Below are 2,381 nucleotides of genomic sequence, written 5' to 3'. Positions count from 1 at the left end.
AATCGTGATGGAAAAATTGTAGAACAGCCAGCAAGTGCAGCAGTTGCTGGTGTCATTGCTAAAACTGATTTTACACACGGTTTTTGGCATTCTCCTTCCAATAAAGTGATCAATGGCATTGTTGGTATTGCACGCCCCATTGATTTTTCCATTGGTGATCGATCAAGCCGCGCTAACCTTCTTAACGAACAAAACATCACAACAATTATCCGCGAAAATGGTTATCGTCTTTGGGGTAATCGCACCCTTTCAAGTGATACAAAGTTTGCTTTCTTATCGGTGGTGAGAACCGCAGATATGATCAATGACGCCATTTTGCGCGGGCATCTATGGGCTGTCGATCGTAATATCAAAAAAACCTACATGAGTGACGTGAGTGAAAGCGTCAATGCCTATTTGCGTGATTTAAAAGCACAAGGCGCCATTCTTGGTGGGCGCTGTACGCCTGATCTAGAGTTGAATACAGCAAGCGCTATTGAAGGCGGAAAAGTTTATTTCAATGTCGAATTCACACCAACAACACCAGCAGAACACATCACATTCCGTTCACGCATTGTGAATGATTATTTAGAGGAGATTTTTTAATGGCTATCCCCGTTTTACCAAGAGTTTTGAAATATTTTAACATTTTTGTCGACGGCATTCCCTATCAAGCAAAATGTGAAAGCGTAACATTACCGAATTTGAACTTGGTTGTTGAAAGTTATCGCGGCGGTGGCATGGATAGCTCCATTGAAGTTGACCTTGGTCTTGAAACCCTCACGCTTAGCATGACCATTTCTGATTGCTCTCCAGAGTTAATGGCACTCTTAGGGCGCACTGATGTCGACATTTCATTACGAAGTTCAATGCAAGCGCAAGGCACACCAGCAGAAGGTGTTGTCATTACCATGAGAGGACTATGCAAAGGCTTTGAAATGGCAGAATGGCAACCGGGCAGCAAAGCAACTTCTACGGCTACATTCACATTGCAATATTTCAAATATGTCCAGAAGGACGTTGAAATCGTTGAGATAGACGTCCTCAACTTGGTGAGAAAATTCAATGGCGTCAATCAACTCGCAGACCATAGAGACAACATAGGATTATAAAAATGACAGTCCAAACAAGCATTACACATAAATTATTGATACCTGTTACTTTTGAAGGAAAAGAGCACACCGAAATTACTNTGTTGAGATAGACGTCCTCAACTTGGTGAGAAAATTCAATGGCGTCAATCAACTCGCAGACCATAGAGAAAATATAGGATTATAAAAATGACAGTCCAAACAAGCATTACACATAAATTATTGATACCTGTTACTTTTGAAGGAAAAGAGCACACCACAATTACCTTACAGCGCCCCAAAACAAAAGATGTGCAAGCAATCGACAANTTACAGCGCCCCAAAACAAAAGATGTGCAAGCAATCGACAAAAAAGAAGGCATAGAGCAAACAATCGCTATGATCGCACGTCTTTCTGGATGGGCACATGAAGCGGTTGGAGAACTCGATATTAATGACTTGTCGAGCATTGGAGAGATTTTGGAGTCTTTTATCAAGCGGCGGGATACCTCGACTGGGAAACCGCCGCTAAACTCATAGCCGATATTACCATTGTGTTCCATTGGTCCCTTTCAAAGATGATGGAAATGGAACCGCAAGAACTCATATTCTGGCGAAAACAAGCAGCAGAAAGGTATAAGATAAAATGAGTGAAAAAGTTGCTGATGCAAAGGTGAGATTGTCTCTTGAAGACAAACTCACCACACCTCTCAAACATCTTCAAAAAAAATTCGATACATTGTCAAAAACACTCTCACATAGTTTGGGTATTCCGCGCTTTTCTGCTGCTGTCAAAAACATGACAAAAAGCCTTCATGGTGTTCAAAGTGCTCTTGGAGTGGCGGCAAGCCGTGCTTCAGTCTTTACTGGTGTCTTGGGGCTTGCTGGTGGTGGTCTTGTGGCAAGTGTAGCCGCCCTCACCATGAAAACCATGCATCTGGGCGATAGTCTTTATCACGCATCACACCATTTAAATATGAGTGTTGCATCACTTCAATTATGGGGTGATGCAGCCGATAATTCAGGCACTTCTGCCGAACTTTTTCAACAATCCTTAGCGGTTTTAAATAGGCGTTCAGCACAAGCATATGCCGGACAAAAAAGAGGAATGATGGGCTTTGAAGCGCTTGGCATTTCTGTCAAAAACACTTCTGGAAAACTCAAATCCACTTCTGTCTTGTTAGAAGAAATTACCGACAAGATGAGTAAGATGAAAAGCCAAGCACAAAGACAGCATATTGCCGCTCTGCTGTTTGGGGGCGATGGTAAAGAAATGGCGACCATGCTTGCACAAGGCATGGCACCCATTAAAGAGCTGTTTGCAAAGGCGCG

5 protein-coding genes and 1 pseudogene are annotated in these 2,381 nt (G+C 42.6%); all 6 read left to right on the top strand.

Going from position 1 to position 2,381, the window contains the following annotated elements; translation table 11 throughout:
* The coding region (locus ACFIME_RS05890) for a phage tail sheath family protein (RefSeq protein WP_375684644.1) at positions 1–585 on the top strand (585 nt) is incomplete at its 5' end.
* Positions 585–1,091, top strand: coding sequence for a phage major tail tube protein (locus tag ACFIME_RS05885; RefSeq protein WP_375637134.1), 507 nt, complete (start codon positions 585–587; stop codon positions 1,089–1,091). The genes ACFIME_RS05890 and ACFIME_RS05885, both read left to right, overlap by 1 nt.
* 106 nt (positions 1,092–1,197) lie before the next feature.
* Entirely contained in the window at positions 1,198–1,257 is a 60-nt protein-coding gene (locus ACFIME_RS05880; protein ID WP_375684645.1) for a hypothetical protein, read from the top strand.
* Between the two features lie 2 nt (positions 1,258–1,259).
* Positions 1,260–1,589 carry a phage tail assembly protein gene (locus ACFIME_RS05875; protein WP_375684643.1) on the top strand — a complete coding sequence of 110 codons (330 nt, stop codon included), beginning with the start codon at positions 1,260–1,262 and terminating at the stop codon, positions 1,587–1,589.
* 38 nt (positions 1,590–1,627) lie between these two features.
* Positions 1,628–1,699: a GpE family phage tail protein gene (locus tag ACFIME_RS05870; protein ID WP_375635004.1), complete on the top strand. Its 72-nt coding sequence runs from the start codon at positions 1,628–1,630 to the stop codon at positions 1,697–1,699.
* Positions 1,696–2,381 (top strand): annotated as a pseudogene (locus ACFIME_RS05865) (phage tail protein); the annotation flags it as partial. The gene ACFIME_RS05870 and the pseudogene ACFIME_RS05865, both read left to right, overlap by 4 nt.

Origin of the sequence: Bartonella sp. AP1QHHD (assembly GCF_042196265.1) — a bacterium.
Lineage (GTDB): Bacteria > Pseudomonadota > Alphaproteobacteria > Rhizobiales > Rhizobiaceae > Bartonella.
This window is presented reverse-complemented; position numbering and strand designations above follow the sequence as displayed.

Bases quoted from the DNA above. Each gene is read 5' to 3' on its own strand.
- ACFIME_RS05885 (WP_375637134.1), top strand. From the start codon at position 585: ATGGCTATCCCCGTTTTACCAAGAGTTTTGAAATATTTTAACATTTTT.